This is a genomic window from Amycolatopsis rhabdoformis, from assembly GCF_035918295.1.
Taxonomy (GTDB): Bacteria; Actinomycetota; Actinomycetes; order Mycobacteriales; family Pseudonocardiaceae; genus Amycolatopsis; species Amycolatopsis rhabdoformis.
In genome coordinates, this window is record NZ_CP142149.1 from 8,800,985 (window position 1) to 8,827,341 (window position 26,357).

Below are 26,357 nucleotides of genomic sequence, written 5' to 3' on the forward strand. Positions count from 1 at the left end.
GGGGATGCAAAGACGTGCTGGACGTCAATTTCTTCGATGAGCTCCGCATCGGTCTTGCCACCGCAGATGACATCCGTCAGTGGTCGTACGGCGAGGTCAAGAAGCCGGAGACCATCAACTACCGGACTCTCAAGCCTGAGAAGGACGGTCTTTTCTGCGAGAAGATCTTCGGTCCCACCCGGGACTGGGAGTGCTACTGCGGCAAGTACAAGCGCGTCCGCTTCAAGGGCATCATCTGTGAGCGCTGCGGCGTCGAGGTGACCCGCGCCAAGGTGCGCCGTGAGCGGATGGGCCACATCGAGCTGGCCGCGCCCGTCACCCACATCTGGTACTTCAAGGGTGTTCCGTCCCGCCTGGGCTACCTGCTGGACCTGGCGCCGAAGGACCTCGAGAAGATCATCTACTTCGCGGCCTACGTCATCACGGGCGTGAACGCGGAGCTGCGCCACAACGACCTGCCGACCCTCGAGAACGAGATCGGCGTCGAGCGCAAGAACCTCGAGACCAAGCGTGACGCGGACATCGAGGCTCGCGCGCAGAAGCTGGAAGCCGACCTGGCCGAGCTGGAGGCGGAGGGCGCCAAGTCCGACGTCCGCCGCAAGGTCAAGGAAGGCGGCGAGCGCGAGATGCGTCAGCTGCGCGACCGCGCCGGCCGCGAGCTCGACCGTCTCGAGGAGGTCTGGACGACCTTCACGAAGCTCGACACCCGCCAGCTGATCGCCGACGAGCTGCTCTACCGCGAGCTCGTCGACCGCTACGGCGAGTACTTCACCGGTGGCATGGGCGCGGAGGCCATCCAGAAGCTGGCCGCCGAGTTCGACGTCGCCGCCGAGGCCGACAACCTGCGCGACACCATTCGCAACGGCAAGGGCCAGAAGAAGCTGCGCGCACTCAAGCGCCTCAAGGTCGTGGCCGCCTTCCAGGCGACCGGCAACGACCCGCGCGGCATGGTGCTCGACGCCGTGCCGGTCATCCCGCCGGACCTGCGCCCGATGGTGCAGCTCGACGGTGGCCGCTTCGCCACGTCGGACCTGAACGACCTGTACCGCCGCGTGATCAACCGCAACAACCGGTTGAAGCGGCTCATCGACCTCGGCGCGCCCGAGATCATCGTGAACAACGAGAAGCGGATGCTGCAGGAGGCCGTCGACGCGCTGTTCGACAACGGCCGCCGCGGTCGTCCCGTCACCGGCCCGGGCAACCGGCCGCTGAAGTCGCTGTCCGACCTGCTCAAGGGCAAGCAGGGCCGGTTCCGTCAGAACCTGCTCGGCAAGCGCGTGGACTACTCGGGCCGTTCGGTCATCATCGTCGGCCCGCAGCTGAAGCTGCACCAGTGCGGTCTGCCGAAGGACATGGCGCTCGAGCTGTTCAAGCCGTTCGTCATGAAGCGGCTGGTCGACCTGAACCACGCGCAGAACATCAAGTCCGCCAAGCGGATGGTGGAGCGCTCGCGCCCGCAGGTGTGGGACGTGCTCGAAGAGGTCATCACCGGCCACCCGGTGATGCTGAACCGCGCACCGACCCTGCACCGCCTCGGCATCCAGGCCTTCGAGCCGCAGCTGGTGGAAGGCAAGGCCATCCAGCTGCACCCGCTGGTCTGCGAGGCGTTCAACGCGGACTTCGACGGTGACCAGATGGCGGTGCACCTGCCGCTGTCGGCCGAGGCCCAGGCCGAGGCCCGCATCCTGATGCTGTCGGCGAACAACATCCTCTCGCCGGCGTCGGGCCGCCCGCTCGCCATGCCGCGTCTGGACATGGTCACGGGTCTGTTCCACCTGACGCGCCTCAACGAGAAGGCCGACGGCGCGGGCAACGCGTACTCCTCGCCGGCCGAGGCCATCATGGCCTTCGACCTCAAGGCGCTGAGCCTGCACGCCCCGATCAAGATCCGCATCACCGACCGCCAGCCGGCCAAGGCCGACGAGGCTCGTCTCGCCGAGGCGGGCTGGGAGCCGGGCAAGATGTGGCTGGCCGAGACGACGCTGGGTCGCGTGCTGTTCAACGACCTGCTGCCGGCGGACTACCCGTTCATCAACGAGCCGATGCCGAAGAAGCGTCAGGCCGCGATCGTGAACGACCTCGCCGAGCGCTACTCGATGACGCAGGTGGCGCAGACGCTCGACAAGCTCAAGGACGCCGGTTTCTACTGGGCGACCCGCTCGGGCGTCACGGTGGCCATTTCCGACGTGCTCGTGCCCCAGGGCAAGAAGGCCATCCTCGACGAGTACGAGGGCAAGGCCGACCAGGTCGAGAAGCGGTACCAGCGTGGTCAGCTGTCCCACACCGAGCGCAACAACGAGCTCGTGAAGGTGTGGACGCAGGCCACCGAAGAGGTCCACAAGATCATGGAGACGGCGCTGCCGGACGACAACCCGATCGCCATGATCGTGAAGTCGGGCGCGGCGGGCAACATGACGCAGGTCCGGTCGCTGGCCGGCATGCGTGGCCTGGTGTCGAACCCGAAGGGTGAGTACATCCCGCGCCCGATCAAGGCCAACTTCCGTGAAGGCCTGTCGGTGGCGGAGTACTTCATCGCCACGCACGGTGCCCGCAAGGGTCTGGCGGACACGGCGCTGCGTACCGCCGACTCGGGTTACCTGACCCGTCGTCTGGTGGACGTGTCGCAGGACGTCATCGTCCGCGAGGTCGACTGCGGCACCACGCGCGGCATCATGATGGTCGTCGGCGAGGACGTCGGCGACGGCAAGGTCGTTCCCGACCAGCACGTGGAAACCAGCGTGTACGCGCGGAACCTCGCGACGGACGCGGTGGACGCCAAGGGCAACGTGGTGCTCAACGCCGGTGACGACGTCGGCGACCCGGCCATCGAGAAGCTGCTCTCCAGCGGCATCACGAAGGTCAAGGTCCGCTCGGTCCTCACCTGTGAGTCGGCGGTCGGCGTGTGTGCGACCTGCTACGGCCGTTCGATGGCGACGGGTGAGCTCGTCGACGTCGGCGAGGCCGTCGGCATCGTCGCCGCCCAGTCGATCGGTGAGCCGGGTACGCAGCTGACGATGCGTACGTTCCACCAGGGTGGTGTCGCCGGTGACGACATCACGACCGGTCTGCCCCGTGTCACCGAGCTCTTCGAGGCTCGCGTGCCGAAGGGCAAGGCGCCGATCGCGGACGTCGACGGCCGCGTGCGGATCGAGGAGAGCGAGCGGTTCTGGAAGATCACCCTGATCCCGGACGACGGGTCGGAGGAGATCGTCTTCGACAAGCTGTCCAAGCGGCAGCGACTCGCCAACACCCCGAACGGCCCGCTGGGCGACGGTGACCACGTCAACGTCGGGCAGCAGCTGCTCGAGGGCACGCCCGACCCGCACGAGGTGCTCCGCGTGATGGGCCCGCGTGAGGCGCAGATGCACCTCACCGACGAGGTCCAGAAGGTGTACCGCGCGCAGGGTGTGTCGATCCACGACAAGCACATCGAGGTCATCGTGCGGCAGATGCTGCGCCGCGTCACGGTCATCGACTCGGGTGGCACGGACTTCCTGCCGGGCGAGCTGCCCGAGCGGACGAAGTTCGAGGCGCGCAACCGGTCGACGGTCTCCGAAGGCGGCGAGCCGGCTTCGGGTCGTCCGGTGCTGATGGGCATCACGAAGGCGTCGCTGACCACGGACTCGTGGCTGTCGGCGGCCTCGTTCCAGGAGACCACGCGAGTCCTGACCGACGCGGCCATCAACGGCCGTTCGGACCGGCTCGTGGGCCTCAAGGAGAACGTGATCATCGGTAAGCTGATCCCGGCCGGTACGGGCATCAACAAGTACCGGAACATCCAGGTGCAGCCCACCGAGGAGGCGCGCGTCGCCGCGTACGCCATCCCGTCCTACGACGACGGCTACTACACGCCGGACGTCTTCGGGTCGGGCACCGGTGCCGCCGTGCCGCTCGACGACTACGACTTCGGCCGCGACTTCCGCTGACCGTTTCGTAGCCAGTAGCTGAGAAGGCCCCCGTTCCCGGTTTCCGGGACGGGGGCCTTCTTCGTGGGTTGGTTTCAGCTGAGATGGATGCACTCGGTAGTTCCGTTGTTGTCGGCACTTCTACGGTCCTCGCGCCGGTGCCGGCGGCCTAGCGTGGCGGCCGTGGCTGACGTCGTGCCGTTCACGGACAACTTCTCCGACATCTCCAACACCCAGGGCTACCAGTTCGAGTTCCGCTGCGAGCGCTGCGGGAACGGCCACCGGTCGGCCTTCCAGCGCGACGCGATGGAGACGGGCCGCGGTGTGCTGCGCGCGGTGGGCTCGTTCTTCGGCGGCAAGCTGCAGGACCTGAGCTACTCGGCCGACCAGTGGCGCTACGACCGCGCCACGAACTCCTCGGCGAAGGACCGCGCGCTCGCGGCCGCGGTGAAGGAGATCTCGCCGAACTTCCGCCAGTGCCGCGGCTGCGGCGACTGGATGTGCGCGGACCAGTGCTGGAACACCGAGATCGGACAGTGCCTGCGCTGCTCGCCGAGCGTCGCGGAGGAGGTCTCGCGCGCTCAGGCGTCCGCGCAGCGCGACCAGATCTGGGACCGCGCCCGCGACCGCGACTGGACCCGCGACCTCGACCTGGACACCCGCGCCCACCTCACCTGCCCCAGCTGCGGCGTGAAGGCCGAGGGCGGCAAGTTCTGCGCCGCCTGCGGCTCGTCCCTGGCCCCCACGGTCCACTGCACCGAATGCGGCAAGCCCTCGACCGCCGGCGCGATCTTCTGCGGCGACTGCGGCACGCGGTTGTAGCTACGCGATGGTTGTTTCCTGGGCCTTGCGTAGCTTCCTGACGCGCCGGGGCGGCCTCGGCCGGTAGGTGGCCTTGGCGAGCAATGCGCCCGCCAGGAGCGGCAGCAGAGCGAGTAAGAACATCATCACGGCGGTATCCGGCCGCTCGATGATCGGATGCCACCACACCGGCCCGCGTGACACCTCGACGACCGAGCCCTTTTCCGGCATCGCGGTCCACGACATCCACCAGGTGCGGTCTACTCGGTGGATCGTTCCGTCGAACTCGTAGGTGCCGCTGACCTGATCGGTCTGAGAGCACGAAGAGCAGGAACTGTCGGCGTAGCCCTCGATCGTCTTCGTGACGGTGAGCTGCACCTCGGGGGCCACGCCGGTGAGTGCCGCGACCGAGTTCACCGCGGTGGACAAACCGGGAAGGACCAGCACAGCGGCGATCAGTGTTCGAACGGCGATCGACATGGACGACAGCGGCTGCCGGTCGGCAGTTTCGCGGAAGCGGTTGACCGGCGTGCGCACGAACCCCCCACGGCCGCCGTGCCAGGAGTTGTAGCTCGTGTCGGAGCCGGCGGCCACCGCGGCAAACGCCTTGTCGCCCGACCACACCTCCCAGATCGGACTGGGTATCGCCGCGGCCAGCATTGCGAGTCGGCGGGAATTGCCGAACGTGCGATCTTCGGTCAGGCCACCCGATTCACTGGTCCACATCGCGTCGCCGTGAAGCGCGACCTGGTGCACGCGGAACCACAAGTCGCAGAGGAGCAACGCGCGGGCCTCGCCGGTGAGCACCGCTGCGGCGAACTCCGGATCGGACGTGGTCACACTGAACCGGCGGTCGAACTCGGCGTCGACTTCGAAGGTGTCCAGCGCGAGGTCGGGCTTCAGCCAGCCGAACGAGTTACGGGTGATCCGCGCGTCTTCCAGCGGGGTGAAGTGGTCCGGCTCGAACGCGCCGGTTCGCGGCGAGACCACCAGCGCCGGCACGGTCGGAATCCGCAGCTGTACCGCCGAATAGATCGAGTCGAGTTGCTCCGCGACCTTGGCGGCTCCGGCGAACCGCTCGTCCTCCTCCCGGCGGGCGGTCGAGTACTCGATGCCCAGCACCCGGTGACCCTGCTGATCGAACTCGACCGTGGTGCGCACCGGATCAGGGTCCGGGTGGTCGAGCGCTACTCCTCGGCCGAGGTGGGGGAGCACGCCGAACCCTTGCCGCGTGGTCGACCCCGCCACCCGAGCGATCCACGTCCGCTGTCGCCAGCTCCGCCACGCCACGAACGCCACGAAGGCGACCGGAGCCACGATCCACAGCAGCTGAGGCACGTTGCTGCCGGTGCCGGCTGAAAGCCAGTACAGCGTCGTCTCGACAAGCACGATCCCGCACAGGGCGAAACAGACCGCCGCCGCGGTCGCGCGCCGCCCGTCGAAGCGGTTGCCGAGCAACAGCAGCACCAACCCGAGCGCGTAGCCGCCGACGATGAACCATGGTCCGAGCACGTCGTCCACCTACTGGTCCATGTCCAGGTTCTCGCGGGTCTCTTCGTCGGTGTGGTGCCCGCTCGCGTCGCCGGCGTCACCCGCCTTGTGCATGTCCCGCGCGTTGGTCACCGCCTTGTTGCCCATGTCGAACAGGCCCTTGCCCACGTAGGCCGAACCCTTGCTCAGGTCGGCCGGGTTCACCCCGGTCACCTGCTTGAACACCTGCTTGGGTACACCCTTGACCACGTCCAAGGCCGAGTCCGCGGTCGCGCGAATCCGGAAATTGCCGCCCGTGGCCACCGCGCCGGCGATCGTCTTCTCCATGCCCGGGGTGACTCGGGTGCCGGACCGGGTGAACTTCGCACCTTGCTTGATCAGGTCGTCGGTCCATTTCGCGAGGAACTTTGCGAACTTGGTGAGCAGCTCACCGAGTTTGCCCAGCTTGGCCGCGATCCTGCTGAACGTGCCGGCCGCCTTCGCGACCGACGCCGTCATGGCGGCGGCGACCGTCGAGCCGAGGCTGATGACCGACGCCGCGAGTGCAGGGATCCAGATGTAGATCAGCCAGCTGACCAGCTCGCTGATGATGGCCTTGACGACCTCCTCGATCACGGTCATGACCATCGACCACATTTGAAGCGTCTCGGCGACCGCACCGGCGCTCGAACCGATGCCCTTGATGCCGGTGGAGAACTCGGCCAGCGCCTTCCGGGCTGCGTCTCCGCCCTCGCCTTGCCAGGTCCGCAACGTGTCGTCGCCGAACTTGACGAAGTCGTCCGCCAATGCGACGAAGCTGGTGCCGATCTTGGTGAAGTTTCCCGATGCGGTCTTCAACGAGGGGCCGTCGCCGGTCACGAAGTGCAGAGCGTCCTGCATGGGCTGCACCAGCTCCAGCAACATGTTGAGGCCGTTGCTGACCAGCCACCCGACCGGGTCGAGCGCGAAGCTGGCCACGTCGGCTGCCGCGCCGGCCACGAATCCGGCGCCATCCTGGACCAGCTGACCACCCGCTGCCGCTATGTCGCCGATGCCGTCGGCCCCGGAGATGTTGGTGGCGAGGTTGGAGATCGTGCTGACGCCTTTGCCGATGAACGGGGTCTTCTTCGCCGCATCGACCGCGTTCTTGCCGAAACTCTCGTCGTACTCCGTTACCTCGATGCCATTGGCGATGCTGTCGGCCATTTTTGATCTCCCCGTGCTCAGAGCGGTCCGTCGATGTTCGCCTTGAACTTGCTGAACGTCATGACGGTGTCCTTCTCGTGGCCGTCGTAGATCGCGGCGGCATCGGTCATCTTCCCGCTGAGAGCGTCGACGCCGTCCTTCATCAGATCGAGGAGTTCTCGCAGATCCTCGAGCTTGCCGGTGTAGGTCTGTTTCACAGCGAGACCGATCAGGCCCCACGATCGGTCCGTCACATCGGCCTGGCTCACGAGGTTGCCGAATTTGTTCGCCTCGTCTTTGTAATGCCCGAGGTCACCCGAGTAGTTCTTCAGGATCTGCGGATCTACGTCGTGGCTCATCAGTCCTCCTCGTGGTTCCACAGGCGCCGGACGCCGTCGTCGGCCGGTTTGGCCGGCGGGGGCGGCGGGGGAGCGGCCGGCGGCTCGTCGTGGCGCAGGATGTCGCCGTGTTCGAGGTCGTCGTCCGAGAGCCGCCGGGGGGCCGGCTGTGCTTCCGAGGCGTTGGACTTCAGCTCGTCCGCCGTGGTTCCCATCGCTTCGGCCTGGGCCTCGAGGACCTGGCCGGACACGTCGACGCCGAAGGCGGCACCCACGTGCGCGTCGACGATGCCGGCCTGCTTCAGCGCGGCGTCGGCGACGGCACGATGCAGCGTCGACAGGAGGGTGGTGGCCAGCTGCTGGGGCTGCTGTTTCAGGGCGGCTTCGGTGAGGCGGATGTCCTTCACCGAGCCGCCGGCGCCCGCGACGACCGTCACGGCGCGGTCGGGAGACATCGCGGTGGCTTCGAGCGCGGTCACCTCGTCCTGCATGTCGCCGACCTTGGCGAAGCTCGCCTCGGCCTGCTTGATCCTGCTCTGGAACTTCTCGAACTCGGCGACGAGTCGATCCAGCTCAGCCGACACGGCGGCCCCCTCACGTGCACGACGGGTGTGCGGACGTGCGGATTATGCCGCTTCTGTCGCGTTCGCGCTGCGAAGTCGTGAATTTTTTCCCTCGCCCGTGGCCGGCGCCACTTCGGCGCCCGGCCGCCGGCGCGGGTCCGTTGTGGACTCAGAGAATCCACTGTGGACGAACGAAGTCCGCGTCACACCAGCGATTTCGAGAACCAGTGCTCCGCGTACTTGTCGTCGTTGAACGGTTCGACCTCGGTGTACCCGACCCGTGTGTACAGCGCCCTGGCCTCCACGAGGTCGTGGCGGGTGTCGAGCCGCAGCACCTCGGCGCCCAGTGATCGCGCCGCCTCCTCGGCCGCGGCGACGAGCCGGGCGCCGCCGCCCTGGCCGCGGTGGGCCGGGCGCACGTAGACCTTGGTGAGCTCGTTCAGTCCCGGCCGCACCACGCGAGTGCCGGCGCAGCCGGTCACGGTGCCGTCGGGCAGGCGGGCGACGAGGAACGCGCCGGTCGGCGGCACCAGGTCGGAGCTGGGCGCCTCGGCCAGGGCCTGGTCGACCTCGGCCCCCGTGGCCGGGCGGCCCCAATAGCGGCTCGCGACATCCGTGAGGTATGCGCGCAGGATCGCGCGCGAGTCGAAGTGGTCGACGGAGATCGGCGTGATTGTCCAGCTCGTGGTCACCAGATCATCGTGACCCGTTCGTCCACTGGATAACGGGGAAGTCGATCAGTCGCCGAATGCGACGTTCGGTCCCCGTGTGTCACCCGTTCGTGGAAATGGGTAGCGTGCGATTCGCAGGGAAACCGACTTGAGGAGTGCGTTATGGACGGCAACGGCACCGCCGACCGGCCTGAAGAGGGGCAGCAGGACAAGAAGGGGCACCACGCCGCGCCTGAGGGGGCCGGCGTTCACCCGCTGATCGATCTGTCGCGCGACCCCAACCCGGGGCGGCCCGACCACGCGAAGCCGGACGAGGAATAGCAGGGACGTCCGTCACGTTCTACCTGCCGGGTGGCCCGCGAGGCTGTAGCCGCAGGGCCCCTATCTGGGGTTACGATGGCCGGTCACCGTCCCTTCGGACCCCCCGCCCGGACCACCCGTCGGATGGCCGGGTATCTTTGGAGACCGTGCCCGGCAGGCGTCGGGCCGCTCCGCGTGCCGTACGGCATGAGCGGGGTGCTCGCGCACCCGGTTCACCGGCCTCGTCCACGTGGGGTTCCGACGGAAAACCCCTTCGGGAAAGTACCGGTCGAGAGACCGTGACGCGGGCCGACACGCCCGACCGCGGGGGCCGGTGAAGACACGAAGAAGCAGATCACGACAGGAAGCTGGTCCATTGCCCACGATCCAGCAGCTGGTCCGCAAGGGCCGCCAGGACAAGGCTGCCAAGCAGAAGACCGCGGCCCTCAAGGGGAGCCCGCAGCGTCGTGGCGTGTGCACCCGCGTGTACACCACGACCCCGAAGAAGCCGAACTCCGCTCTGCGCAAGGTTGCTCGCGTGAAGCTGACGAGCGGCATCGAGGTCACGGCGTACATCCCCGGTGAGGGTCACAACCTGCAGGAGCACTCGATGGTGCTCGTGCGCGGTGGCCGGGTGAAGGACCTGCCTGGTGTTCGCTACAAGATCATCCGCGGTTCGCTCGACACCCAGGGTGTGAAGAACCGCAAGCAGGCGCGCAGCCGCTACGGCGCGAAGAAGGAGAAGAGCTAATGCCCCGCAAGGGTCCGGCCCCGAAGCGGCCTCTGATCTCCGACCCGGTCTACGCCTCCCCGCTGGTCACCCAGCTGGTGAACAAGGTGCTGAAGGACGGGAAGCGGTCGCTGGCCGAGCGCATCGTGTACGGCGCGCTGGAAGGCGCTCGCGAGAAGACCGGCACCGACCCGGTCGTCACGCTGAAGCGCGCGCTCGACAACGTGAAGCCCACCATCGAGGTGAAGAGCCGCCGCGTCGGTGGCGCCACCTACCAGGTGCCGATCGAGGTCAAGCCCGGCCGCTCCACCACGCTGGCCCTGCGCTGGCTGGTCTCCTTCTCGCAGGCTCGCCGCGAGAAGACCATGATCGAGCGGCTGCAGAACGAGCTGCTCGACGCGAGCAACGGTCTTGGCGCCAGCGTCAAGCGCCGTGAAGACACGCACAAGATGGCCGAGTCCAACAAGGCCTTCGCGCACTACCGCTGGTGATGACCGCCCGGCTGCCGATCCAAGCCATGCCGGGCCCCACGTTCGAGACAGGGGAACACTCTCGTGGCACGTGAAGTGCTGACCGACCTGAACAAGGTCCGCAACATCGGGATCATGGCGCACATCGACGCCGGTAAGACCACCACCACCGAGCGGATCCTGTTCTACACCGGGATCAACTACAAGATCGGCGAAGTCCACGACGGCGCCGCCACCATGGACTGGATGGAGGAGGAGCAGAAGCGGGGTATCACCATCACCTCGGCTGCCACCACCACGTTCTGGGCCGATCACCAGATCAACATCATCGACACCCCCGGGCACGTCGACTTCACCGTCGAGGTGGAGCGCTCGCTCCGCGTGCTCGACGGCGCCGTGGCCGTCTTCGACGGCAAGGAAGGCGTCGAGCCGCAGTCCGAGCAGGTCTGGCGGCAGGCGGACAAGTACGAAGTCCCGCGCATCTGTTTCGTCAACAAGATGGACAAGCTGGGCGCCGACTTCTACTTCACCGTGCGCACCATCGAGGAGCGCCTCGGTGCCCGGCCGCTGGTCATCCAGCTGCCGATCGGCGCCGAGAACGACTTCGAGGGTGTCATCGACCTGGTCCGCATGAAGGCGCTGACCTGGCGGGGCGAGGTGAGCAAGGGCGAGGACTACTCCGTCGAGGAGATCCCGGCCGAGCTCGCCGACCGCGCGGCCGAGTACCGCGAGAAGCTGGTCGAGGCCGTCGCCGAGACGAACGACTCCTACATGGAGAAGTTCCTCGAGGGCGAAGAGCTCACGGAAGCCGAGATCAAGTCCGGCATCCGCAAGCTCACCGTCGCTCGTGAGGCGTACCCGGTGCTCACCGGTTCCGCGTTCAAGAACAAGGGCGTGCAGCCGATGCTGGACGCGGTCATCGACTACCTGCCGTCCCCGCTGGACGTGCCGGCCGTCGAGGGCACGCTGCCGGACGGGGAGACCCCGGTCCTGCGCAAGCCGTCTGTCGACGAGCCGTTCTCCGCGCTCGCCTTCAAGATCGCCGCGCACCCGTTCTTCGGCAAGCTGACCTACATCCGGGTCTACTCGGGCAAGGTCTCCGCGGGCACCCAGGTCGTCAATGCGACCAAGGAGCGCAAGGAGCGCATCGGGAAGCTCTTCCAGATGCACTCCAACAAGGAGAACCCGGTCGAGGAGGCCCAGGCCGGCCACATCTACGCGGTCATCGGCCTGAAGGACACCACGACCGGTGACACGCTGGCCGACCCGCAGAACCCGGTCGTCCTCGAGTCGATGACCTTCCCGGATCCCGTTATCCGCGTGGCCATCGAGCCGAAGACGAAGGCCGACCAGGAGAAGCTGTCGCTCGCGATCCAGAAGCTGGCCGAGGAAGACCCCACCTTCCAGGTCCAGCTCGACGAGGACACGGGCCAGACGATCATCGCGGGCATGGGCGAGCTGCACCTCGAGGTGCTGGTGAACCGCATGAAGTCCGACTACAAGGTCGAGGCGAACATCGGTAAGCCGCAGGTCGCCTACCGCGAGACGATCAAGAAGACGGTCGACAAGCTCGACTACGTGCACAAGAAGCAGACCGGTGGTTCCGGGCAGTTCGCGAAGGTCATCGTGAAGCTCGAGCCGCTGCAGACGACCGACGGTGCACTTTACGAGTTCGACAACAAGGTCTCCGGTGGCCGCGTGCCGCGGGAGTACATCCCGTCGGTCGACGCGGGCGCGCAGGACGCCATGCAGTACGGCGTGCTGGCCGGCTACCCGCTCGTCGGGTTGAAGTTCACCTTGTTGGACGGCGCGTACCACGAGGTCGACTCTTCCGAAATGGCGTTCAAGATCGCCGGTTCCATGGCGATGAAGGAAGCCGCGAAGAAGGCCGGCCCGGTCATCCTCGAACCGCTCATGGCGGTCGAGGTCACGACTCCCGAGGACTACATGGGTGACGTGATCGGTGACCTCAACTCCCGCCGTGGCCAGATCCAGGCCATGGAGGAGCGCGCCGGTACCCGTGTCGTGAAGGCACTGGTGCCGCTGTCGGAGATGTTCGGTTACGTCGGCGACCTGCGGTCTCGCACCCAGGGTCGCGCGAACTACTCGATGGTGTTCGACTCCTACGCCGAGGTTCCCGCGAACGTCGCGAAGGAAATCATCGCGAAGGCGACGGGGGAGTAGTTCCCCTTCGCTCGCGGGCATAAGGAACACTCCTGAACGTCCGCAGCAAAGACGAGACACAATCGCCGGCCGGCAGCCACGCCGGCCGGTGAGCACAAAGCGAAATCAGTCCAGGAGGACATTCCAGTGGCGAAGGCGAAGTTCGAGCGGAGCAAGCCGCACGTCAACATCGGGACCATCGGTCACGTCGACCACGGCAAGACCACGCTGACCGCGGCGATCACCAAGGTTCTGCACGACAAGTACCCGGAGCTCAACGAGTCGCGTGCGTTCGACCAGATCGACAACGCGCCCGAAGAGCGCCAGCGCGGTATCACGATCAACATCTCGCACGTCGAGTACCAGACCGAGAAGCGTCACTACGCGCACGTCGACGCCCCCGGTCACGCGGACTACATCAAGAACATGATCACCGGTGCCGCCCAGATGGACGGCGCGATCCTGGTCGTGGCCGCCACCGACGGCCCGATGCCGCAGACCCGCGAGCACGTGCTGCTCGCCCGCCAGGTCGGCGTGCCCTACATCGTGGTCGCGCTGAACAAGGCCGACATGGTGGACGACGAGGAGATCCTGGAGCTCGTCGAGCTCGAGGTTCGCGAGCTGCTGTCCTCGCAGGAGTTCCCGGGCGACGACGCGCCGGTCGTGCGCGTGTCGGGCCTGAAGGCTCTCGAGGGCGACGCCAAGTGGGCCGAGGCTGTCCTCGAGCTCATGACCGCTGTCGACGACAACGTGCCGGACCCGGTGCGCGAGCTCGACAAGCCGTTCCTCATGCCGATCGAGGACGTCTTCACGATCACCGGTCGCGGCACGGTCGTGACCGGCCGCGTCGAGCGTGGCGTGGTCAACGTGAACGAAGAGGTCGAGATCGTCGGCATCAAGGAAAAGTCGACCAAGACCACCGTCACCGGTGTCGAGATGTTCCGCAAGCTGCTGGACCAGGGCCAGGCGGGCGACAACGTCGGCCTCCTCGTCCGCGGTATCAAGCGTGAGGACGTCGAGCGCGGCCAGGTCGTCGTGAAGCCGGGTACCACCACCCCGCACACCGACTTCGAGGGCCGGGTCTACATCCTGTCGAAGGACGAGGGTGGCCGTCACACCCCGTTCTTCAACAACTACCGCCCGCAGTTCTACTTCCGCACCACCGACGTGACCGGCGTCGTGACCCTCCCCGAGGGCACGGAAATGGTCATGCCGGGCGACAACACCGACATCTCGGTGGCGCTGATCCAGCCGGTCGCCATGGACGTGAACCTGCGCTTCGCGATTCGCGAGGGCGGCCGCACCGTGGGTGCGGGTCAGGTCACCAAGATCATCAAGTGATTTCGACGCCTCTGACCGGGTCAATACACCCCCCGGTCAGGGGCGTCAACTCACGTGTGCGACACTATTCAGGTTGCTCGTCCCGGGGCGGCCGAATCCCAGAGTTGTGCGAATGACTCACGGGGTTCCGGCCGCCCCTGTACGAGCAGCCACGGTCCGTCCAGCTCTTCCTTCGGGGTGCGGCTAGCGGGCAAAGGCCAAGCAGTCGGCCGCGTAGTTCCTGGACGCAGCAGGCTCGCGGCCTCCTCACGTTGAGGAAGACCAGGCAGGACGATCCCACGGGATCCGTCTGTGCGTCGGGCGCGACACGCCCGACCGCGTGGACCGGGGACAGGGCCGTTGAACTGCTGAAACCGGGGCTCAGGCCCAGGTTGACGAGACACAGCGGCACGAGACGACGAAGGAACGAGCAGCCACCATGGCGGGACAGAAGATCCGCATCCGGCTCAAGGCCTACGACCACGAGGCGATCGACACCTCGGCGCGCAAGATCGTGGAGACGGTCACGCGCACCGGCGCCCGTGTTGTCGGGCCGGTGCCGCTGCCCACCGAGAAGAACGTTTACTGCGTCATCCGCTCGCCGCACAAGTACAAGGACTCGCGCGAGCACTTCGAGATGCGCACGCACAAGCGTCTGATCGACATCCTCGACCCGACGCCGAAGACGGTCGACGCGCTCATGCGCATCGACCTGCCGGCGAGCGTCGACGTCAACATCCAGTAGCGGCTGGCGAGCGGCGGAGAGTAAGAGACTCATGTCTGACAGGCAGATGAAGGGCATCCTGGGCACCAAGCTCGGCATGACCCAGGTCTTCGACGAGCAGAACCGGGTTGTCCCGGTCACCGTCGTGAAGGCCGGTCCGAACGTGGTGACCCAGGTTCGGACGCAGGACAAGGACGGCTACGTGGCCGTGCAGCTGGCGTTCGGCGCGGTCGACCCGCGCAAGGTGAACAAGCCGCGCACGGGCCACTTCGACAAAGCGGGCGTGACGCCGCGGCGGTTCGTCGCCGAGCTGCGTACCACGGACGCGGACACCTACGAGGTCGGACAGGAGATCACCGCTGAGGTGTTCGCCGCCGGCACCGAGGTCGACGTGACCGGGACCAGCAAGGGCAAGGGCTACGCCGGTGTCATGAAGCGCCACGGCTTCAAGGGCCAGGGCGCGAGCCACGGTGCCCAGGCCGTGCACCGCAAGCCGGGTTCGATCGGTGGCTGCGCCACCCCCGGCCGCGTGTTCAAGGGCCTGCGCATGGCAGGCCGGATGGGCTCGGACCGGGTCACCACGCAGGGCCTCACCGTGCACGCCGTGCGTGCCGAGGACGGCCTGCTGCTGATCAAGGGCGCCGTGCCCGGTCCCAAGGGCGGCCTGCTGTTCGTGCGCAGCGCCGCGAAGGGTGGTAAATCCGAATGACAAGCGTCGAGCTGAAGACCCCGGCCGGTAAAGCCGACGGCACCGTGGATCTCCCCGAGGAGATCTTCGACGTGCAGGCCAACATCGCGCTGATGCACCAGGTCGTGATCGGCCAGCTGGCCGCCGCGCGCCAGGGCACGCACGACACGAAGACCCGTGGTGAGGTCTCCGGTGGCGGCAAGAAGCCGTACCGCCAGAAGGGCACCGGTCGTGCCCGCCAGGGTTCGACCCGCGCGCCGCAGTTCGCCGGCGGTGGCGTCGTCCACGGCCCCACGCCGCGCGACTACACGCAGCGCACCCCGAAGAAGATGAAGGCCGCCGCTCTGCGTGGCGCCCTCTCCGACCGGGCGCGCGCCGGTCAGCTGCACGTCGTGACCGAGCTGGTCACCGGCGAGAAGCCGTCGACCAAGGCCGCGAAGACCGCCATCGCCGCTGTCACGCAGGCGAAGCGCGTTCTCGTGGTGCTGCACCGCGACGACGAGCTGACCTGGGTTTCCGCGCGGAACCTCCCGAGCATTCACCTGCTCTGGGCCGACCAGCTCAACACCTACGACGTGCTGGTCAACGACGACGTCGTGTTCACCAAGGCCGCGTACGACGCGTTCGTGGCGGGCCCCGTTCGTGGCAAGGCCGTGAAGGCCTCCGCGCGGTCGGGCGAAGTTTCGGAAGGGAGTGACGAGAAGTGAGCTCGGTCGCCATTCCGGACCCCCGCGACATTCTGCTCGCGCCGGTCATCTCGGAGAAGTCCTACGGGCTGCTCGAGGACCACAAGTACACGTTCATCGTCCGCCCGGACGCCAACAAGACCCAGATCAAGATCGCGGTCGAGAAGGTGTTCGGTGTCAAGGTGGTCAGCGTCAACACGGCCAACCGTCAGGGCAAGCGGAAGCGGACTCGCGCGGGCTTCGGCAAGCGCAAGGACACCAAGCGCGCCATCGTGACTCTTTCGCCTGAGAGCAAGGCGATCGAGATCTTCGGCGGACCCACCGCGTAAAGGACTGAGCTGACAATGGGCATCCGCAAGTACAAGCCGACGACCCCGGGTCGTCGCGGTTCGAGCGTCTCGGACTTCGCCGAGATCACCCGCTCCACGCCGGAGAAGTCGCTGCTGCGTCCGCTGAGCGGTTCGGGCGGTCGCAACTCGTCGGGCAAGATCACCACCCGTCACAAGGGTGGCGGCCACAAGCGCGCTTACCGCGTCATCGACTTCCGTCGCAATGACAAGGACGGCGTGCCGGCCAAGGTCGCGCACATCGAGTACGACCCCAACCGCACCGCGCGCATCGCGCTGCTGCACTACGCCGACGGCGAGAAGCGCTACATCATCGCGCCGGAGAAGCTGAAGCAGGGCGACACCGTCGAGAACGGCCCCCGGGCCGACATCAAGCCGGGCAACAACCTGCCGCTGCGCAACATCCCGGTCGGCACCGTGATCCACGCGATCGAGCTCCGCCCCGGTGGCGGCGCGAAGATGGCGCGGTCCGCCGGCGCCAAGGTGCAGCTGGTCGCCAAGGACGGGCCTTACGCCCAGCTGCGGCTTCCGTCGGGCGAGATCCGCAACGTCGACGTGCGCAACCGCGCGACCGTCGGCGAGGTGGGCAACTCCGAGCACGCCAACATCAACTGGGGCAAGGCGGGTCGTAACCGCTGGCGCGGCAAGCGCCCCACCGTCCGTGGCGTCGTGATGAACCCGGTCGACCACCCGCACGGTGGTGGTGAAGGCAAGACGTCCGGTGGTCGCCACCCGGTGAACCCGAACGGCAAGCCCGAAGGCCGCACGCGTCGCCGCAAGGCCAGTGACGCCATGATCGTCCGCCGTCGCCGTACCGGCAAGAACAAGCGCTGAGCAGGGAGGTAGAACAACATGCCACGTAGCCTCAAGAAGGGCCCGTTCGTGGACGACCACCTGCTCAAGAAGGTGGACGCGCTGAACGAGGCCAACAAGAAGACCGTGATCAAGACCTGGTCGCGTCGCTCGACGATCATCCCGGACTTCCTGGGTCACACGATCGCCGTTCACGACGGCCGCAAGCACGTCCCGGTGTTCGTCACCGAGGCCATGGTGGGTCACAAGCTGGGCGAGTTCGCCCCGACGCGGACCTTCAAGGGCCACATCAAGGACGACCGCAAGTCGCGCCGCCGCTGAGCGGGCACGAAACAAGACAAGGGAAGTAGCGATGAACGCCCAGAACGACGCGACAGTCGAGGCTCTGCCTACGGCTTACGCGCGGGCTCGCTTCGTCCGGGACTCGCCGACCAAGGTGCGCCGGGTGATCGAGCTCATCAAGGGACGTAGCGCCGCCGACGCCTTGGCCGTGCTCCGGTTCGCCCCGCAGGCGGCCAGCGAGCCGGTCGCGAAGGTGCTCGCCAGCGCCGTGGCCAACGCCGAGAACAACCTTCAGCTGGACCCGGAGACGCTCTGGGTCAAGAACGCGTACGCCGACGAGGGCCCGACCCTCAAGCGCATCCGCCCGCGGGCCCAGGGCCGCGCGTACCGGATCCGCAAGCGGACGAGCCACATCACCGTCGAGGTGGAGTCGCGTCCGAAGGCCGACGTGAAGAAGGCTCAGAGCAAGAAGAAGGCAGGTGGCCGGTAGTGGGCCAGAAGATCAACCCGCACGGCTTCCGCCTGGGTATCACCACGGACTGGAAGTCGCGCTGGTACGCCGACAAGCAGTACTCGGAGTACGTGGCCGAGGACGTGAAGATCCGCAAGCTGCTGTCCACGGGCATGGAGCGCGCCGGCATCTCCAAGGTCGAGATCGAGCGCACCCGTGACCGTGTCCGCGTCGACATCCACACCGCCCGGCCGGGCATCGTCATCGGCCGCCGCGGCGCGGAGGCCGACCGGATCCGTGGCGCGCTGGAGAAGCTGACCGCCAAGCAGGTCCAGCTGAACATCCTCGAGGTCAAGAACCCCGAGGCCGACGCCCAGCTCGTTGCGCAGGGTGTCGCGGAGCAGCTGAGCAACCGCGTGGCGTTCCGCCGCGCGATGCGCAAGGCGATCCAGACCTCCATGCGCTCGCCGCAGGTCAAGGGCATTCGCGTGCAGTGCGGCGGTCGTCTCGGCGGTGCCGAGATGTCCCGCTCCGAGCACTACCGCGACGGCCGCGTGCCGCTGCACACGCTGCGCGCCGACATCGACTACGGCTTCTTCGAGGCCAAGACGACGTTCGGTCGCATCGGCGTGAAGGTGTGGATCTACAAGGGTGAGCTGGTCGGTGGCCTCAAGGCCCGCGAGGCGCGCGACGCCGCCGCGGCTGCCGAGCGGGCCCCGCGCCGCGACCGTGGCGACCGCCCGTCGCGCCCGCGCCGCTCCGGCGCTTCGGGCACGACGGCGACCTCGACCGAAGCCGGCCGCGCCGCCGCCGCTGCCAAGAACGAAGACGCGGCGCCCGTGGCGACCGAGGCGGCCCCGGCTGCCGAGACCGCAGAAAAGACGGAGGGCTGAGACGTGCTCATCCCGCGCAGGGTCAAGCACCGGAAGCAGCACTCCCCGAAGCGCCACGGCGCCGCCAAGGGCGGTACGAAGGTCAGCTTCGGCGAGTACGGCATCCAGGCGCTTGAGCACAGCTACGTGACGAACCGGCAGATCGAGTCCGCTCGTATCGCCATGACCCGTCACATCAAGCGTGGCGGCAAGGTGTGGACGACCATCTACCCGGACCGCCCGCTGACCAAGAAGCCGGCTGAAACCCGCATGGGTTCCGGTAAGGGTTCGCCCGAGTGGTGGATCGCCAACGTGAAGCCGGGTCGCGTGATGTTCGAGATCTCGTTCCCGAACGAGGAGACCGCCCGTGAGGCGCTCCGTCGCGCGATCCACAAGCTGCCCATGAAGTGCCGCATCGTGACCCGTGAAGGTGGTGAGTTCTGATGGCCAACGGCGCCGCCCAGGCTTCGGAGCTTCGTGAGCTCACCGCGGAAGAGCTCGTGCTGCGTCTGAAGGAATACAAGGAGGAGCTCTTCAACCTCCGCTTCCAGATGGCGACCGGGCAGCTGGACAACAACCGTCGGCTGCGCACCGTCCGTACGGACATCGCGCGGATCTACACGGTCATGCGTGAGCGTGAGCTCGGCCTGTCCGTGGCCCCCGACAGCGAGAGTGAAGGTGCCGCATGAGCGAGCCCACCACCGAGAAGCTCGTGCGCAACTATCGCAAGGTGCGCGAGGGCTACGTCGTCTCGGACAAGATGGACAAGACGATCGTGGTCGAGCTCGAGGACCGCAAGAAGCACCCGCGCTACTCGAAGGTTCTGCGCAGCACCACCAAGGTCAAGGTGCACGACGAGAACAACGAGGCGGGCGTGGGCGACCGGGTCACCCTGATGGAGACCCGGCCGCTGTCGGCGACGAAGCGCTGGCGCCTCGTGCAGGTCGTGGAGAAGGCCAAGTAAGCAGGGCTCTTTCAGAGTCCTTGGTTCCGCAAGGCTCGCGCTGTTGAACCAATACGCGAGAACCGGCGCGACATACAGGAGTTGACGTGATCCAGCAGGAGTCGCGGCTTCGGGTTGCCGACAACACCGGTGCGAAGGAGATCCTTTGCATCCGTGTTCTCGGTGGCTCCGGGCGGCGCTACGCGGGCATCGGTGACATCATCGTCGCCACCGTGAAGGACGCCATCCCGGCTGCCGGGGTGAAGAAGGGCGACGTCGTCAAGGCGGTCATCGTCCGCACGGTGAAGGAGCGTCGTCGTCCGGACGGTTCCTACATCCGCTTCGACGAGAACGCCGCTGTGCTCATCAAGAACGACAACGAGCCTCGCGGCACCCGCATCTTCGGCCCGGTGGGCCGCGAGCTGCGCGACCGAAAGTTCATGAAGATCATTTCGCTCGCGCCGGAGGTGTTGTAAGTCATGAAGGTGAAGAAGGGCGACACGGTCGTCGTCATCGCCGGCAAGGACAAGGGCGCCAAGGGCAAGGTCATCCAGGCCTACCCCGAGCGCGACCGCGTGCTGGTCGAGGGCGTGAACCGGATCAAGAAGCACACCCGGATCACCCAGACCCAGCGTGGCGCGCAGTCCGGTGGCATCGTGACCCAGGAAGCGCCCATCCACGTGTCGAACGTGATGGTCGTGGACTCGGACGGCAAGCCGACCCGCGTGGGTTACCGCATCGGCGAGGACGGCAAGAAGGTCCGGGTCTCGCGCCGGAACGGCAAGGACATCTGACATGACCACCGCAGAGAAGATCGTGCCGCGTCTCAAGACCCGGTACCGCGAAGAGATCAAGGGCGAGCTCCAGAAGGAGTTCTCCATCCCCAACGTGCACCAGATTCCCGGCGTCGTGAAGGTCGTCGTGAACATGGGTGTGGGTGACGCGGCCCGCGACAGCAAGCTCATCGAGGGTGCTGTCCGCGACCTGTCGCTGATCACCGGCCAGAAGCCGGAAGTCCGGAAGGCCCGCAAGTCCATCGCGCAGTTCAAGCTGCGTGAGGGCCAGCCGATCGGTGCGCGCGTGACGCTGCGCGGCGACCGGATGTGGGAGTTCCTGGACCGGCTGCTCACCATCGCGCTGCCCCGTATCCGCGACTTCCGCGGCCTCTCGGGCAAGCAGTTCGACGGCAACGGCAACTACACGTTCGGTCTCAACGAGCAGTCGATGTTCCACGAGATCAACCCCGACGACATCGACCGTCCGCGCGGCATGGACGTCACGGTCGTCACGACCGCCACCACCGACGACGAGGGCCGGGCGCTGCTGCGCAAGCTCGGCTTCCCGTTCAAGGAGAACTGAGCCGATGGCCAAGAAAGCGCTGGTCCACAAGGCCGCCAAGAAGCCGAAGTTCGCCGTGCGGGGTTACACCCGTTGCAACCGTTGTGGTCGGCCGCACTCGGTGTACCGCAAGTTCGGGCTCTGCCGGATCTGTCTCCGGGAGATGGCGCACGCGGGCGAGCTGCCCGGTGTCCACAAGTCCAGCTGGTAAGAGGCTCGAAACTATTTCCCAGTTCGCCACAGGCCCCACCCGAGAGGGTGGGGAACCAGGCGAGAAAGGTTGACAGGTCACCATGACGATGACCGACCCCATCGCAGACTTCTTGACTCGTCTGCGTAACGCGAACTCGGCGTACCACGACGAGGTCGTGCTTCCCCACTCGAAGATCAAGGCGAACATCGCCGAGATCCTCAAGCGCGAGGGCTACATCGCGGGCTACCGCGACGAGCCGGGCGAGAAGCACAAGAACCTCATCGTGGAGCTGAAGTACGGCCCCAACCGCGAGCGCAGCATCGCCGGCCTCCGGCGCGTGTCGAAGCCGGGTCTGCGGGTGTACGCAAAATCGACCGAACTGCCGTCCGTGCTGGGTGGCCTCGGCGTCGCGATCATCTCGACGTCCGGCGGCCTGCAGACCGACCGTCAGGCCAAGCGCAACAACGTGGGCGGCGAAGTCCTCGCCTACGTCTGGTAAGGAAGGGGGCACAGACATGTCACGCATCGGAAAGCTGCCGGTCGCCGTCCCCTCCGGGGTCGAGGTGACCATCAACGGTCAGCACATTCAGGTCAAGGGGCCCAAGGGCACCCTCGAGCACACCATCGCCGAGCCCATCACCGTCGAGCGCGGTGAAGACGGCGTGCTGCAGGTGAAGCGCCCGGACGACGAGCGCACCTCCAAGGCGCTGCACGGTCTCACCCGGACGCTGGTGAACAACCTCGTCGTCGGCGTCACCGCCGGCTACGAGAAGAAGATGGAAATCCACGGCGTCGGTTACCGCGTGCAGGCCAAGGGCTCGGACCTCGAGTTCGCCCTCGGCTACAGCCACCCGGTGAAGATCGAGGCCCCGGAGGGCATCACCTTCAAGGTGGAGACGCCGACCCGATTCTCGGTGGCCGGCATCGACAAGCAGAAGGTCGGCCAGATCGCCGCGGTCATCCGCAAGCTGCGCCGTCCCGACCCGTACAAGGGCAAGGGCCTGCGCTACGAGGGTGAGAAGATCCGCCGCAAGGTCGGAAAGACGGGTAAGTGATCATGAGCGACACGACTACCACGAAGCGCAAGCCGGTCGGCAAGGACATCTCGACCCGCCGCCGCGTCGCGAAGACCCGTCGGCACTTCCGCCTGCGCAAGAAGGTCAGCGGCACCGCGGTTCGTCCGCGCCTGGTCGTCAAGCGTTCCTCGCGGCACATCGCCGTGCAGGTGATCGACGACCTCGCCGGCCACACCCTGGTGTCGGCGTCCACCCTCGAGGCGGACGTCCGGGCGACCGACGGCGACAAGAAGGCCAAGGCCGCGAAGGTCGGCGAGCTCGTCGCCTCGCGCGCCAAGGCGGCCGGGATCTCGGCCGTGGTGTTCGACCGTGGCGGCAACGCCTACCACGGCCGCATCGCCGCCCTCGCCGACGCCGCCCGTGAGGCGGGGTTGGAATTCTGATGCAGATGCTCGTCAATGGAAGGAAAGCCTGATGCCGGGACGTACGCGGCAATTCGGCGGCGGCCAGGGCGGACCGGGCGGTCAGGGCGGCAACGACCGCAACGACCGTCGCGGTGGCGGCCGGGACCGGCGCGACAGCGGCCGTGGCGGGGCCGGCCAGGACAAGACCCCGCACCTCGAGAAGGTCGTGACGATCAACCGCGTCGCCAAGGTCGTCAAGGGTGGTCGTCGCTTCAGCTTCACCGCCCTCGTCGTCGTCGGTGACGGCGACGGTCAGGTCGGCGTCGGCTACGGCAAGGCCAAGGAAGTTCCCGCGGCCATCGCCAAGGGCGTCGAGGAAGCGAAGAAGAACTTCTTCCGCGTGCCTCGCGTCGGCGGCACCATTCCCCACCCGATCCAGGGTGAGGAAGCCGCCGGTGTCGTGCTCCTGCGTCCGGCGTCGGCCGGTACCGGCGTCATCGCCGGTGGCCCGGTGCGCGCGGTGCTGGAGTGCGCGGGCGTTCACGACGTGCTGTCGAAGTCGCTCGGCTCCGACAACGCGATCAACATCGTGCACGCGACCGTGGCGGCCCTCAAGGGCCTGCAGCGTCCCGAAGAGGTCGCGGCCCGCCGCGGTCTCCCGCTCGAGGACGTCGCGCCGGCTCGGATGCTGCGCCAGCGCGCGGGCCAGGGGGTCTGACATGGCTCAGCTGAAGGTCACCCAGGTCAAGAGCAAGATCGGCACGAAGCACGAACACCGCGAATCGCTGCGCACCCTCGGGCTGCACAAGATTCGCCAGTCGACTGTGCGTGAAGACACCCCCGAGGTGCGCGGCCTGATCCGGGCCGTCCGTCACCTCGTGGTGGTCGAGGAGGTCCAGTCATGACCGCCATCAAGATCCACCACCTGCGCCCGGCTCCGGGCTCGAAGCGCGAGAAGATGCGCGTCGGTCGTGGTGAGGGTTCGAAGGGCAAGACGGCCGGTCGCGGCACCAAGGGCACCAAGGCCCGCAAGAACGTGCCCGCCGGCTTCGAGGGTGGGCAGATGCCCATCCACATGCGGCTCCCGAAGCTTCGCGGCTTCAAGAACCGCTTCCGCACCGAGTACCAGCCGGTGAACGTGGGCGACATCGCCCGCGTCTTCCCGGACGGCGGCACCATCGGCGTGGAGGAGCTCGTCAAGGGCGGCCTCGTGCGCAAGGGCAGCCTCGTGAAGGTGCTCGGCAACGGCGACGTCAACGGCGTGAAGCTGGACGTCACCGCGGACGGTTTCTCCGGCTCTGCCAAGGAGAAGCTCGAAGCGGCCGGTGGCTCCGCCACCGCCAACTGAGCAACCGCACCACCTGCTGTACGACTCGGGCCCACCCAGCGCTTGCTGGGTGGGCCCGAGTCTTTTCTGCTTTGTGGCCCAGGTGAGCTCTTGCCCGGCGCCCTCCGAAACCCGGGATCCGTTGCCCACCACCAAAGCAACCCAACCCGGCCCCACACGTCTGATGTGTCGCACCCACCGGGACACGACGGAAGACCGGGGCCGATCAGGTGATCAACATCCCGTCGATCGGCCTAACCAGGACCGAAACGGCAGGCCCCGCGAACCGGCTGAGACGGAAAACGCACACGCGCTGCGGACGCGCCCTGTGAAGCTGTTAGAGTCGGCCACACGCTTCGGGACCAGTGTGCCCTGAGGCGTTCCTGGCTTGCCTGCCAGTGAGCTGTGTTCCCGCCGGACTCGTGCCGGCCAAGCCGATCGTCGGTAGGACAGCCGACGACGCCGAGGAGGTCCCCCGCGTGCTCAGCGCCTTCCGCTCGGCTCTCGCGACGCCGGATCTACGCAAGAAGATCCTGTTCACGCTAGCCATCGTCGCGGTCTACCGGATCGGTGCCGCCATCCCGGCCCCGGGGATCTCGTTCTCCGCCGTGCAGGCCTGTAGTTCTCAGGCCGACCAGCAGGGCGTCTACCAGCTGCTGAACCTGTTCAGCGGTGGTGCGCTGCTCCAGCTGTCGCTGTTCTCGACCGGCATCATGCCGTACATCACGGCCAGCATCATCATCCAGCTCCTCACCGTGGTGATCCCGCGGTTCGAGGAGCTGAAGAAGGAAGGCCAGGCCGGCCAGAACAAGCTCACGCAGTACACCCGGTACCTCACGATCGCCCTGGCGATCCTGCAGGCCACCGGCGTCGTGGCGCTGGCCGACCGCGGCACCCTGTTCCAGGGCTGCCAGCAGCAGATCATCCCGGACAACAGCGTCTACTCGTTGGCCCTGATCGTCTGCACGATGACCGCCGGCACGGCCGTGATGATGTGGCTGGGCGAGCTCATCACCGAGCGCGGCGTCGGCAACGGCATGTCCGTGCTGATCTTCCTGAACATCGCGGCCCGCATCCCCACCGAGGGCGCCAACATCCTGAGCAACGGCGGCGGTATCGCCCTGGTCATGATCGTGATCTTCGGTTTGGTGATCATCGCGAGCGTCATCTTCGTGGAGCAAGGCCAGCGCCGGATCCCGGTGCAGTACGCCAAGCGCATGATCGGGCGCCGGATGTACGGCGGTACTTCCACGTACCTGCCGATCAAGGTGAACCAGGCCGGTGTCATCCCGGTCATCTTCGCGTCGTCGCTGCTGTACCTGCCGCAGCTGCTCAGTCAGCTCATCGGCGACCCGAACAGCAATTCCGGCTGGCAGGCCTTCATCCAGAACTACCTGGTCAACCAGAGCAGCTGGGTGCACATCCTGCTGTACTTCGCGTTGATCATCTTCTTCACGTACTTCTACATCACGATCACGTTCAACGTCGACGAGCGTGCGGACGAGATGAAGAAGTTCGGTGGCTTCATCCCGGGTATCCGCCCGGGCCGTCCCACCGCCGAATACCTGAGCTACGTCCTCGGCCGCATCACGCTGCCGGGCTCGCTGTACCTGGGCATCATCGCGATCCTCCCGAACTTCTTCCTGTCCCTCACCGGCAGCGGGAACAACCAGAACTTCCCGTTCGGTGGCACGGCTGTGCTGATCATGGTGGGTGTCGGCCTCGACACCGTGAAGCAGATCGAAAGCCAGCTGATGCAGCGCAACTACGAAGGGTTCTTGAAGTGACGCGTGTGGTTCTCGTCGGCCCGCCCGGTGCGGGCAAAGGTACGCAGGCGGTGGCCCTGTCGGAGCAGCTGCGGGTTCCGCACATCTCGACGGGTGACCTGTTCCGCGCACACGTCGGTCAGGAGACGCCGCTCGGCCAGGAGGCCAAGCGCTACCTCGACTCGGGTGAGCTCGTCCCCGACTCGGTGACCAACGAGATGGTGCGCGAGCGGCTCGCCGAGCCCGACGCGAAGGCCGGCTTCCTGCTCGACGGTTTCCCCCGCAACACGAAGCAGGCCGAGGTCCTCGGCGAGATGCTGAAGGAAGCCGACTGCGCGCTCGAGTCGGTCATCCAGCTGCAGGTGCCCGAAGACGTCGTCGTGTCCCGGCTGATGGCCCGCGGCCGCGCCGACGACACCGAAGAGGTCATCCGCCGCCGCCAGCAGATCTACTGGTCCGAGACCGCTCCGCTGCTCGAGTACTACGCCGACATCCTGGTGGCTGTCGACGGCGTGGGCGACGTGCACGAGATCTCGGACCGCGTGCTGGAAGCGCTGCGCGACCGCACGTGAATCTCGGAGGGTTGCGTGT

General features: G+C 66.9%; 35 protein-coding genes. 30 read left to right on the forward strand and 5 right to left on the reverse strand.

The genetic code is table 11. The annotated features are described in order from the left end of the window. The first annotated feature begins 14 nt into the window (after positions 1-14). Complete coding sequence (locus VSH64_RS40860; RefSeq protein WP_326568089.1) at positions 15-3,926, forward strand: DNA-directed RNA polymerase subunit beta'; 3,912 nt, start codon at positions 15-17, stop codon at positions 3,924-3,926. A 162-nt stretch (positions 3,927-4,088) separates the two neighbouring features. Continuing rightward, a complete protein-coding gene (locus VSH64_RS40865) occupies positions 4,089-4,727 on the forward strand; it encodes a zinc ribbon domain-containing protein (protein WP_326568090.1) in 639 nt (212 codons plus the stop codon). On the opposite strand, the gene VSH64_RS40870 is transcribed toward VSH64_RS40865, so the two are convergent. The 5 genes from VSH64_RS40870 to VSH64_RS40890 form a co-directional block, all read right to left on the reverse strand. Further along, positions 4,728-5,867 carry a hypothetical protein gene (locus tag VSH64_RS40870; protein WP_326568091.1) on the reverse strand — a complete coding sequence of 380 codons (1,140 nt, stop codon included), beginning with the start codon at positions 5,865-5,867 and terminating at the stop codon, positions 4,728-4,730. A gap of 360 nt (positions 5,868-6,227) precedes the next feature. Then, complete coding sequence (locus VSH64_RS40875; RefSeq protein ID WP_326568092.1) at positions 6,228-7,382, reverse strand: hypothetical protein; 1,155 nt, start codon at positions 7,380-7,382, stop codon at positions 6,228-6,230. A 17-nt stretch (positions 7,383-7,399) separates the two neighbouring features. Further along, positions 7,400-7,720, reverse strand: a complete 321-nt coding sequence (locus VSH64_RS40880; RefSeq protein ID WP_326568093.1) for a hypothetical protein — start codon at positions 7,718-7,720, stop codon at positions 7,400-7,402. Continuing rightward, the gene (locus tag VSH64_RS40885) at positions 7,720-8,283 is read right to left on the reverse strand and encodes a YbaB/EbfC family nucleoid-associated protein (RefSeq protein ID WP_326568094.1); all 564 of its coding nucleotides are present in this window, start codon (positions 8,281-8,283) and stop codon (positions 7,720-7,722) included. The genes VSH64_RS40880 and VSH64_RS40885 overlap by 1 nt, the downstream gene beginning before the upstream one ends. Before the next feature lie 182 nt (positions 8,284-8,465). Further along, positions 8,466-8,954 (reverse strand): GNAT family N-acetyltransferase, encoded by a 489-nt coding sequence (locus tag VSH64_RS40890; protein ID WP_326568095.1) that lies wholly within the window; start codon positions 8,952-8,954, stop codon positions 8,466-8,468. A gap of 141 nt (positions 8,955-9,095) precedes the next feature. On the opposite strand from VSH64_RS40890, the gene VSH64_RS40895 reads away from it, so the two are divergent. The 28 genes from VSH64_RS40895 to VSH64_RS41030 all read left to right on the forward strand — a co-directional run bounded on the left by VSH64_RS40895 (position 9,096) and on the right by VSH64_RS41030 (position 26,338). Beyond that, positions 9,096-9,254, forward strand: coding sequence for a hypothetical protein (locus VSH64_RS40895; protein WP_326568096.1), 159 nt, complete (start codon positions 9,096-9,098; stop codon positions 9,252-9,254). Positions 9,255-9,609: 355 nt separating this feature from the next. Continuing rightward, a complete protein-coding gene (gene rpsL, locus VSH64_RS40900; protein WP_003102113.1) occupies positions 9,610-9,984 on the forward strand; it encodes a 30S ribosomal protein S12 in 375 nt (124 codons plus the stop codon). Continuing rightward, on the forward strand, positions 9,984-10,454 hold the full coding sequence (rpsG, locus tag VSH64_RS40905; RefSeq protein ID WP_007031033.1) for a 30S ribosomal protein S7: 471 nt from the start codon (positions 9,984-9,986) through the stop codon (positions 10,452-10,454). Before rpsL ends, rpsG begins: the two co-directional genes overlap by 1 nt. Before the next feature lie 63 nt (positions 10,455-10,517). Next, positions 10,518-12,617, forward strand: coding sequence for an elongation factor G (gene fusA / locus VSH64_RS40910; protein ID WP_326568097.1), 2,100 nt, complete (start codon positions 10,518-10,520; stop codon positions 12,615-12,617). A 126-nt stretch (positions 12,618-12,743) separates the two neighbouring features. Continuing rightward, complete coding sequence (gene tuf, locus VSH64_RS40915) at positions 12,744-13,937, forward strand: elongation factor Tu (RefSeq protein WP_326568098.1); 1,194 nt, start codon at positions 12,744-12,746, stop codon at positions 13,935-13,937. A gap of 418 nt (positions 13,938-14,355) precedes the next feature. Beyond that, complete coding sequence (gene rpsJ, locus VSH64_RS40920) at positions 14,356-14,661, forward strand: 30S ribosomal protein S10 (protein ID WP_003102098.1); 306 nt, start codon at positions 14,356-14,358, stop codon at positions 14,659-14,661. 31 nt (positions 14,662-14,692) lie between these two features. Further along, positions 14,693-15,349, forward strand: coding sequence for a 50S ribosomal protein L3 (gene rplC, locus VSH64_RS40925; RefSeq protein WP_326568099.1), 657 nt, complete (start codon positions 14,693-14,695; stop codon positions 15,347-15,349). Further along, entirely contained in the window at positions 15,346-16,035 is a 690-nt protein-coding gene (rplD, locus tag VSH64_RS40930) for a 50S ribosomal protein L4 (protein WP_326568100.1), read from the forward strand. Before rplC ends, rplD begins: the two co-directional genes overlap by 4 nt. Next, positions 16,032-16,343, forward strand: a complete 312-nt coding sequence (rplW, locus tag VSH64_RS40935; protein ID WP_003102087.1) for a 50S ribosomal protein L23 — start codon at positions 16,032-16,034, stop codon at positions 16,341-16,343. Before rplD ends, rplW begins: the two co-directional genes overlap by 4 nt. Positions 16,344-16,358: 15 nt before the next feature. Continuing rightward, complete coding sequence (rplB, locus tag VSH64_RS40940) at positions 16,359-17,195, forward strand: 50S ribosomal protein L2 (protein WP_326568101.1); 837 nt, start codon at positions 16,359-16,361, stop codon at positions 17,193-17,195. An 18-nt stretch (positions 17,196-17,213) separates the two neighbouring features. Continuing rightward, on the forward strand, positions 17,214-17,495 hold the full coding sequence (gene rpsS, locus VSH64_RS40945) for a 30S ribosomal protein S19 (RefSeq protein ID WP_153035997.1): 282 nt from the start codon (positions 17,214-17,216) through the stop codon (positions 17,493-17,495). 31 nt (positions 17,496-17,526) lie between these two features. Continuing rightward, on the forward strand, positions 17,527-17,946 hold the full coding sequence (gene rplV / locus VSH64_RS40950) for a 50S ribosomal protein L22 (RefSeq protein ID WP_220246082.1): 420 nt from the start codon (positions 17,527-17,529) through the stop codon (positions 17,944-17,946). Further along, the gene (rpsC, locus tag VSH64_RS40955) at positions 17,946-18,800 is read left to right on the forward strand and encodes a 30S ribosomal protein S3 (RefSeq protein ID WP_326568102.1); all 855 of its coding nucleotides are present in this window, start codon (positions 17,946-17,948) and stop codon (positions 18,798-18,800) included. Before rplV ends, rpsC begins: the two co-directional genes overlap by 1 nt. A 3-nt stretch (positions 18,801-18,803) precedes the next feature. Next, positions 18,804-19,223, forward strand: a complete 420-nt coding sequence (rplP, locus tag VSH64_RS40960; RefSeq protein ID WP_004558864.1) for a 50S ribosomal protein L16 — start codon at positions 18,804-18,806, stop codon at positions 19,221-19,223. Next, positions 19,223-19,468 carry a 50S ribosomal protein L29 gene (gene rpmC / locus VSH64_RS40965; RefSeq protein WP_220246084.1) on the forward strand — a complete coding sequence of 82 codons (246 nt, stop codon included), beginning with the start codon at positions 19,223-19,225 and terminating at the stop codon, positions 19,466-19,468. Before rplP ends, rpmC begins: the two co-directional genes overlap by 1 nt. Next, entirely contained in the window at positions 19,465-19,743 is a 279-nt protein-coding gene (rpsQ, locus tag VSH64_RS40970; protein ID WP_326568103.1) for a 30S ribosomal protein S17, read from the forward strand. The genes rpmC and rpsQ overlap by 4 nt, the downstream gene beginning before the upstream one ends. A gap of 86 nt (positions 19,744-19,829) precedes the next feature. Further along, positions 19,830-20,198 (forward strand): 50S ribosomal protein L14, encoded by a 369-nt coding sequence (gene rplN, locus VSH64_RS40975; protein ID WP_004558867.1) that lies wholly within the window; start codon positions 19,830-19,832, stop codon positions 20,196-20,198. Positions 20,199-20,201: 3 nt separating this feature from the next. Then, a complete protein-coding gene (rplX, locus tag VSH64_RS40980) occupies positions 20,202-20,516 on the forward strand; it encodes a 50S ribosomal protein L24 (protein ID WP_204091700.1) in 315 nt (104 codons plus the stop codon). A 1-nt stretch (position 20,517) separates the two neighbouring features. Next, positions 20,518-21,081: a 50S ribosomal protein L5 gene (rplE, locus tag VSH64_RS40985; protein ID WP_326568104.1), complete on the forward strand. Its 564-nt coding sequence runs from the start codon at positions 20,518-20,520 to the stop codon at positions 21,079-21,081. A 4-nt stretch (positions 21,082-21,085) separates the two neighbouring features. After that, a complete protein-coding gene (locus tag VSH64_RS40990) occupies positions 21,086-21,271 on the forward strand; it encodes a type Z 30S ribosomal protein S14 (protein WP_326568105.1) in 186 nt (61 codons plus the stop codon). A gap of 82 nt (positions 21,272-21,353) precedes the next feature. Further along, on the forward strand, positions 21,354-21,752 hold the full coding sequence (gene rpsH / locus VSH64_RS40995; RefSeq protein WP_220246088.1) for a 30S ribosomal protein S8: 399 nt from the start codon (positions 21,354-21,356) through the stop codon (positions 21,750-21,752). Between the two features lie 16 nt (positions 21,753-21,768). Beyond that, positions 21,769-22,308 carry a 50S ribosomal protein L6 gene (gene rplF / locus VSH64_RS41000; protein WP_326568106.1) on the forward strand — a complete coding sequence of 180 codons (540 nt, stop codon included), beginning with the start codon at positions 21,769-21,771 and terminating at the stop codon, positions 22,306-22,308. Between the two features lie 2 nt (positions 22,309-22,310). Beyond that, complete coding sequence (gene rplR, locus VSH64_RS41005) at positions 22,311-22,712, forward strand: 50S ribosomal protein L18 (RefSeq protein WP_326568107.1); 402 nt, start codon at positions 22,311-22,313, stop codon at positions 22,710-22,712. Positions 22,713-22,743: 31 nt separating this feature from the next. After that, complete coding sequence (rpsE, locus tag VSH64_RS41010; RefSeq protein WP_155548876.1) at positions 22,744-23,391, forward strand: 30S ribosomal protein S5; 648 nt, start codon at positions 22,744-22,746, stop codon at positions 23,389-23,391. Between the two features lies 1 nt (position 23,392). Then, positions 23,393-23,578 carry a 50S ribosomal protein L30 gene (rpmD, locus tag VSH64_RS41015; protein ID WP_326568108.1) on the forward strand — a complete coding sequence of 62 codons (186 nt, stop codon included), beginning with the start codon at positions 23,393-23,395 and terminating at the stop codon, positions 23,576-23,578. Continuing rightward, positions 23,575-24,021 carry a 50S ribosomal protein L15 gene (rplO, locus tag VSH64_RS41020; RefSeq protein WP_326568109.1) on the forward strand — a complete coding sequence of 149 codons (447 nt, stop codon included), beginning with the start codon at positions 23,575-23,577 and terminating at the stop codon, positions 24,019-24,021. The genes rpmD and rplO overlap by 4 nt, the downstream gene beginning before the upstream one ends. 458 nt (positions 24,022-24,479) lie before the next feature. Further along, on the forward strand, positions 24,480-25,787 hold the full coding sequence (gene secY / locus VSH64_RS41025; protein ID WP_326838173.1) for a preprotein translocase subunit SecY: 1,308 nt from the start codon (positions 24,480-24,482) through the stop codon (positions 25,785-25,787). After that, positions 25,784-26,338 carry an adenylate kinase gene (locus VSH64_RS41030; protein WP_326568110.1) on the forward strand — a complete coding sequence of 185 codons (555 nt, stop codon included), beginning with the start codon at positions 25,784-25,786 and terminating at the stop codon, positions 26,336-26,338. Before secY ends, VSH64_RS41030 begins: the two co-directional genes overlap by 4 nt. The last annotated feature ends 19 nt before the right edge of the window (positions 26,339-26,357 follow it).